Source organism: bacterium (genome assembly GCA_035691305.1).
In the GTDB taxonomy this organism is placed as follows: Bacteria; Sysuimicrobiota; Sysuimicrobiia; order Sysuimicrobiales; family Segetimicrobiaceae; genus DASSJF01.
The window spans coordinates 235,315-242,476 of record DASSJF010000082.1; the positions used below are offsets into that span (position 1 = coordinate 235,315).

The 7,162-nt window shown below is 68.2% G+C and carries 5 protein-coding genes; 4 read left to right on the forward strand and 1 reads right to left on the reverse strand.

Annotated elements, in window-relative coordinates:
* Positions 1-120 precede the first annotated feature (120 nt).
* Complete coding sequence (locus VFL28_16655; protein HET7266298.1) at positions 121-3,108, forward strand: MASE1 domain-containing protein; 2,988 nt, start codon at positions 121-123, stop codon at positions 3,106-3,108.
* A gap of 5 nt (positions 3,109-3,113) precedes the next feature.
* Here the strand turns inward: VFL28_16655 and VFL28_16660 are convergent, their stop codons facing one another.
* A complete protein-coding gene (locus tag VFL28_16660; GenBank protein HET7266299.1) occupies positions 3,114-4,127 on the reverse strand; it encodes a hypothetical protein in 1,014 nt (337 codons plus the stop codon).
* Positions 4,128-4,283: 156 nt separating this feature from the next.
* Here VFL28_16660 and VFL28_16665 point away from each other — a divergent pair, with 156 nt between their 5' ends.
* The 3 genes from VFL28_16665 to VFL28_16675 form a co-directional block, all read left to right on the forward strand.
* Entirely contained in the window at positions 4,284-5,108 is an 825-nt protein-coding gene (locus VFL28_16665) for a cyclase family protein (GenBank protein HET7266300.1), read from the forward strand.
* Entirely contained in the window at positions 5,105-6,331 is a 1,227-nt protein-coding gene (locus VFL28_16670) for a CoA transferase (GenBank protein ID HET7266301.1), read from the forward strand. Before VFL28_16665 ends, VFL28_16670 begins: the two co-directional genes overlap by 4 nt.
* Positions 6,331-7,162: acetyl-CoA carboxylase carboxyltransferase subunit beta (locus VFL28_16675; protein HET7266302.1), on the forward strand; the 832-nt coding region annotated here is incomplete at its 3' end. The genes VFL28_16670 and VFL28_16675, both read left to right, overlap by 1 nt.

Consider the following 7,162-nt stretch of genomic DNA (forward strand, 5'->3'; position numbering starts at 1 on the left):
CCGTGCCTCGTTCGGCGTGTCGTCTACGCCGCGCGAACATTGCGTACTCGGCTTATGCCGTTGAGTAATGCCGCCGGCGCGCCCGCGCGGAAGGACGGCAGGCCAGGCGGGATACGGTCCATGACGTCTGCGCAGATGATGGTCCGTTTCACACCACGCCGCGCGGTCACCGTTGCGTCGGTGGCCGCCGTCTACTTCGCCGCCGCGAAACTGGGGCTCAGGCTGGCCTTTTTCCACCCGAGCGCCACGGCGGTGTGGCCTTCCTCGGGCATCGCTCTTTCGTCGTTGCTTCTGATTGGCTATGGTACGTGGCCCGGGATCCTCGTCGGCGCCTTTCTGGCCAATCTTACAACCGCGGGGACCGTTTGGACGTCGCTCGGCATCGCAATCGGAAACATGTTGGAAGGGCTCGTCGGGGCGTACCTCGTGAACCGATGCGCCCGGGGCAGCGACGTGTTCGATCGTGCTCAGGACGTCTTCAAATTCGTCCTCCTGGCCGCGGTGCTCAGCACCATGATCGCCGCAACAGTCGGCCCCACGAGCCTGGCGCTCGGTGGTTTCGCGCGCTGGGCCGACTACGGGCAAATCTGGCTGACGTGGTGGCTGGGCGATGCCACCGGCGTGCTGATCGCCGCACCCCTCATCATCCTATGGGCCAGGCATCCGCGTGTCCGATTGAGTGCGTCAGCGGCGCTCGAACGCGCCCTGTTTCTCCTGGGCCTGCTCGCGGTGAGCGCGGTGGTGTTCGGTGGTGTATTCCCATTCGCGTACCTCACGACGGCGTTTCTGGTCTGGGCCGCCTTCCGATTTGACCGGCGAGAGACGGCAACGGTCATCGCGCTTCTCGCCACGCTCGCCGTATGGGGCACCGTGAAGGGCCGCGGCCCCTTCATAGGCGCGACGCCAAACGACTCACTGCTCCAGTTGCAGGCTTTCATGGGCGTCACGGCGTTGCTTGCCCTGCCCCTGGTCAGCGTCATCGCCGAGCGGGATGCGACGGGTAGGGAGACGACGCGTAGAACCGAGGCGGGGTTCCGGCTCATGTTTGCCGGCAACCCGCTGCCCATGTGGATTTTTGATCCCGAAACGCTCCGGTTTCTCGAGGTGAACGACGCGGCTGTCGCATTGTACGGCTATTCGTCGGAGGAGTTTCTGAAGATGCGGATCAGCGACATCCGCCCGCCCGACGAAGTCGATCGTCTCCACCGATACATGAACAAGACGCGTCCCCGCCTGCGATCGGCGGGCGAGTGGCAGCACCGGACGAAAGACGGCCGGCTGATCGATGTGGAGATCAGTTCCCACGATTTCCAATTAGCGGAGCGTCCCGCGGTCCTCGTTGTGGCGCGGGACGTGTCCGAGCGGAAGCGCGCCGAGGAGGCTCTTCGCACCCGCGCCTCGATGATGGGTCGGTTGCTGGCGTTGGGCCCTGCGCTCAATCGCCGACTCACGGTCGCCCAGACGGTCGAGGTCATTGGGCGGGCCGCGCTGGGTCTGAGCGGGGCCGACCGTGCCGCGGTGTATCTCTACGAAGGCGACGGGACGGTGACGTGCCGATGGTCACACGCGCTGTCGAGTGGCTATGCACCGAAAATGATCCGGTGGCTCGAGGAACTTTCGCGCGGCCGGGCGCTGCCGGCGACGGATCCCCGCAGCCTTGTATTGCCCTGGGGCCAACATATGGATGAAACGCAACCCATGCTGGTCTCCGACATCCACGCCCTCCCGCCGGAGTCGCCTCTCGTTCGCCTCGCCCGTGAGGAGGGCTACCGCGCGCTTGGCGCCTGGCCTCTCGTGTATGAGGGCCAGGTCATCGGCGTGGCCGGCTGCTATTATGACACGCCGCGGACGTGGGCGGACGCAGAACAGGACGTCTTTCACACGTTTTCACAGAAGGCCGCGGTGGCCCTCCAGAACGCGTACCTCCACGACGCCAGCGCGCAACGGATGGCCGAACTCGAAAATCTCTACCACCTCAGCAAGTCGTTGCGGGTCGCCCAGACTCCGGAGCAGATCTATCGCAATCTCCTGGACTCGGCGATGGCGCTCCTAGGAGCCCAACACGGCGCCGTCAACTTGCTCGACGGCGAACGACGCACATTCACTCGAGTCTCGACGCATGGGGCGCCCGGCGAGGAGGCGGGGTCGACATTCCCGGTCGAGGACTCCCACTCCGGGGAAGTGGTGCGCACCGGCGAGCCGTTCGTCGTCGCGGACTTTCACCTCCATGCGTCGGCATGGCTGGACCGCGCTCCGTACCAGCGGCTCGGCCCGATGGCCATCGTTCCGCTGCGGGCCGAAGACGAGGTGGTGGGGACACTCACGCTGGCCCGGCTCAGGCCACCGCACGGTCAGCCGTTCGCCGAGGGCGAGGTGCGGCTCGTCGAAGGTATCGCCAATATGGGGGGTACGGCGATCCAGCGATCCCGGCTGCACCAGAACCTCGAAGAGGCGTACCTGCAAATGGTCGTGGCCCTGGCGACGGCAGTCGAGTCTCGCGATACGTACACCGCCGATCACAGCGAACGCATCGCGCGGTGGGCCGAAGCTGTTGCCACTAAGCTCAATTGCAGCGAAGCGGAGATCAAGGACATCCGAAGAGCCGCGTGGCTGCACGATATCGGCAAGATCGGCATTCCCGACCGCATCCTGCGCAAACCGATGCCGTTGACGAAGACGGAATGGACGGTGATGCGCCGGCACCCCGTCATCGGGGAGGAGATTCTGAGCGCCGTGGACCGGATGCGCGGGGTGGCGAAGCTCGTCCGTCACCACCAGGAGCGGTGGGACGGAGCCGGCTACCCGGACCGCCTGACGGGCGAGCAGATCCCGCTCGGAGCGCGTATCCTCGCCGTGGTGGACGCCTACAGCGCGATGATCGACGCCCGACCCTACAAAGGGGCGCGCACCCACGAGGAAGCGACCGGCGAGCTACGGCGGTGTGCGGGGTCGCAGTTTGATCCCCGTGTCGTTGAGGTCTTCCTCGGGCTGGGGTTCGACGCGCTGCGACACACTGCGAAGGATAGCCCTATCATGCAGAACCTCGACGCCAACGACGTTCCGCGCGGGAAGTCGGCACCCCCCGGACAAGTTCGGACCGGTTCCTAGCACGACTACTCGACGAGCGCCGCGAGCGCCTCGACGCCGCCGTCGAGCGCGGCATGGGGCCAGGGGATGTCGAGGGCGGTCCACCGGCCGCCGGCGTCGGTTGTGTGAAAGACGCCGTGGTTGTTGGCGGCGTACAGCGTCCCGGGCGCGTCCGGATGTTCCGCGAACCGGGACACAGACGTCCCGGCCGCCGCCGGCAGGCCGTCCATCGCGGTCTGCCACGGGCGGCCGCCCGATCGCCGGTAGACGTATCCTTCCGCGTGCGGCGGATCGTAGGCGCTCCACGGGCCCTCGGCGCAGGACGCGATCACGTTGTCAGGATTTTCCTGCTCGACCGCTATGCCGACCAGATATCGGTGGCGCAGGCCCTGCATGTGGCGCGTCCACGTCTTGCCGGCATCCAGGCTCTCGAAGTAGCCGTCGCCGGCCGCCGAGTACACGCGGTCGGGCGCGAGCCGGTGGGTGGACGCGGTGTGCGTATCGTACGGTCCGCCCGGTACGCGGTCTTCCCACGTCCGCCCGCCGTCGGGCGATTGCACAAGCGCCCCCGCCTCGATCGCGACGTAGAGCCGCCCGGTGGAGACGGGATCCGGCTCGATCCACCGGACGTGATGGGTCTCCGGTCTCGGCGGGAAGCTCCAGGTCGATCTGGACGGGAGGGCGAGCAGTCCGCCCGATTGCGTCCACGATGCGCCGCCGTCGACCGAGCGAAAGACGCCGCTCGGCTCGGTGCCGGCATACACGACGGCGGGGCCGTCTTCGGACTCGGTCGCGCTGACGGCGACCGACATCACGTCCCGATGGGTGATCCCGGGGCCGGCCTCCTCCCACGAGCGCCCGGCGTCGTCGCTCCGCCAGAGGCCGTGTCCGAGCGTACCGCAATAGATGTTGGACGGAACGAGCGGGTCGACGGCGACGCTTTCGACGGCGCGCTGCTCGAGATGACGCTCGACGGTCCACGCGAGGGCGTGGTGGACGACCAGCAGCCCCTGTTCGGTGGCGACAAAGAGCGTTAGCATCTCTTTGATTGTACCCGCGCGCCTGCCCGCAGAGGCGCGGACGCCGCCGGCCGCGGGCGGTGGCCCGGGATGATTCGTGCGCCGCGGAGTGGAACTCTCTTGCGCAGCCCGTAGTCGCGCACGTTTCTCAAACCATTCGGACGGGAGGCATGGCCCATGGCGTTCAAGGCGGCGGATCTGAGCCGGGTCCGCGTGCTGGACTTGTCCCAAAATTTTAGCGTGGACTCGCCGCCGTTCGCGTTCTACGAGGGTCCCACGATCAAGTGGGTCAAGAAGATGGCGTTCGAGGGCGTGAACGCCCAGCTGATCAGCAGCACCAACCACATCGCGACGCATCTCGACTCGCCGCTGCACTTCAACGACCCGGGGCCGGACGTCGCCGGCATTCCGCTCGAGTCGCTGCTCGGACCGGCGTGCATCGTCGATTTGACCCAGTTCGGCGTCGGCGATTACGACATCTACGGGCCGGAGCACTTCGAGCGCTGGGAGCGCAAGCACAAGGTCAAAATCCGGCGCGGCGACATCCTCGTCATCCACACCGGCTACCATCACTACTACAACGAGGACTGGTACAAGGCGCGCAACCGCGACAAGCCCGACCTGCCGCGGGCGTTCCTCAAACACCCCGGCCCGCAGCTCGAGTTCTGCGACTGGGTGCTCGACCGCGGTATCCGCTGGCTCGCCGTCGACGCGATCTCGACGGACCATCCGTTCAACACGAACGTCCGCCGGGCGCGGCCGGATCTCGTGCCGGAGGTGGAAAAGAAGATCGGTATGCCGATGGACGAGGCGTTCCCGTGGCCCGAGGCCTACCAGGCCACGCACACGTACCTGTTCCCGAAGGGCGTCTTCCACGTCGAGAACGTGGGCGGCATGATCGACGAGGTGCTGAACATGCGCGTGTGGTTCGGCGCCTTCCCGTTCCGCTTCAAAGGCGGCGAGGCGGCGTTCTGCCGCTGCTTCGCCTTCGTGCAGAAGTGACCGCCGCCCGAGGCGGCGACGCGTCGGGCCGGGCCGCAGCCCCGGGGCCGCTCGACGGGCTGCTCATCGCCGACCTGACGCGGGCGCTCGCCGGTCCGTATTGCACGATGATGCTGGCCGATCTCGGCGCGCGGGTGATCAAGGTCGAGGCCCCCGACGGCGGCGACGACACGCGCGGCTGGGGCCCGCCCTTCATCGAGGGCGAGAGCGCCTATTTCATTTGCATCAACCGCAACAAGGAGAGCTTCACGCTCAACCTCAAGGACGCGCGCGGCCGGGAGCTGCTGTGGCGGCTGCTGGCCCGCGCCGATGTGCTGGTCGAAAACTTTCGGCCCGGCACGATCGACCGGCTGGGGTTCGGCTACCGGACGGTGCGGGCGCGGCTGCCGCGCCTCGTGTACTGCTCGATCTCGGGGTTTGGCCAGACCGGTCCGTACCGCGAGCGGCCCGCCTATGATCTCATCGTGCAGGGGATGGGCGGGCTGATGGCGATCACGGGCGAGCCGGACGGCAATCCAATGCGGGTGGGTGTCGCCGTCGCCGACATCTGCGCCGGGATGTTTTCCGCCTACGGCATTCTCGCCGCGCTGCGCGCGCGCGACCGGACCGGGCAGGGGCAGTGGGTAGACGCGGCGATGCTCGACGGCCAGGTGGCGTGGATGACGTACATGGCCGCCAATTACTTTGCGACCGGGGACAACCCGCCGCGGGTCGGCTCCGCGCACACGAACCTGGTGCCGTATCAGCCGTTCGCGACCAAAGACGGCTACGTCACCGTGACGGTGGGCAGCGAAGGGTTGTGGCGGCGCTTCTGCCGGGCGCTCGAGGTGCCGTTCGTAGACGACCCTCGGTTTGCCACGAACGCGGCGAGAGTCGAGCACCGCCGCGAGCTGCTGAACGCGCTGGATCCGGTCTTTCGGAGCCGCACCACCGCGGAGTGGCTCGCGCGGCTCCTCGAGGCCGGCGTGCCCGCCGGGCCGATTTCGCGCATCGACGAGGTGATGACGGATCCCCAAGTCTTGCACCGCGAGATGGTGGTGGACGTCGACCACCCGCGCGCGGGACGGGTCCGCGTGAACGGCGTCCCGCTCAAATTTTCCGACACGCCGGGCGCCGTGCGGACGCCGCCGCCCACGCTGGGGCAGCACACCGCATCCGTGCTGAGCGAGCTCGGGTGCGCGGCCGCGCAGGTGGAGTCGCTGCGGGCCGCCGGGGTCGTCTAGTGCTCCGCCGGCCGCGGCCCGCCGCGGCGCCGGTTGTCTGCCCGTCGTGCCGGCTCGAGCATCCGGCGCAGGCCCTCGAGGAGCGGGTGTACGTCTGCGCCGGGTGCGGCCGCTACCTCGCGATGCCGTCGCCGGCCCGGATCCGGATGCTCGCCGATCCGCGAACGTTCCGCGAGCTCGACCGCGGGCTCATCTCCGTCGACCCGCTGCAGTTCATGGATCGCAAGCCGTATCGCGCGCGGTTGATCGAGGCGCGCCGGCAGACCGGCCTCCGCGAGGCGGTGACGACCGGGTTGTGCCGTATCGGCGGCCGGCCGGTCGTCCTGGTCGTCTTCGATTTCGAGTTCCTCGGCGGCACGATGGGCTCGGTGGTCGGCGAGAAGGTCGCGAACGCCTTCGCGCAGGCGACGCGCCGCCGGATCCCGGTCGTCACCGTCGCGGCGAGCGGCGGCGCCCGGATGCAGGAAGGCATGCTCTCGCTCATGCAGATGGCGAAGGTCGCCGCGGCCGCCGCCCGCCACGATCGCCACGGCCTGGCCTTCATCTCGATGCTGACCGATCCGACCTTTGGCGGCGTCACGGCCAGCTTCGCGACCCTGGGCGACGTGATCATCGCCGAGCCCGGTGCCCAGATCGGATTTGTCGGTCCACGCGTGATCGAACACACCACGGGCGCGTCGCTGCCGCCCGACTCGCACCGCGCGGAGACGCTGTTCCGGAACGGCCTCGTCGATATGATCGTGCCGCGCGAGGCGCTGCGCGCCACCGTTTCGTATCTGGTCGGCCATCTCGGTCGGGGCCCGGCGCCGCGCGCCACGGCCGGCCGCGGCC

Coding starts and splice junctions, on each gene's coding strand:
- VFL28_16655 (HET7266298.1), top strand. CDS start 121: ATGACGTCTGCGCAGATGATGGTCCGTTTCACACCACGCCGCGCGGTC.
- VFL28_16660 (HET7266299.1), bottom strand. CDS start 4,127: ATGCTAACGCTCTTTGTCGCCACCGAACAGGGGCTGCTGGTCGTCCAC.
- VFL28_16665 (HET7266300.1), top strand. CDS start 4,284: ATGGCGTTCAAGGCGGCGGATCTGAGCCGGGTCCGCGTGCTGGACTTG.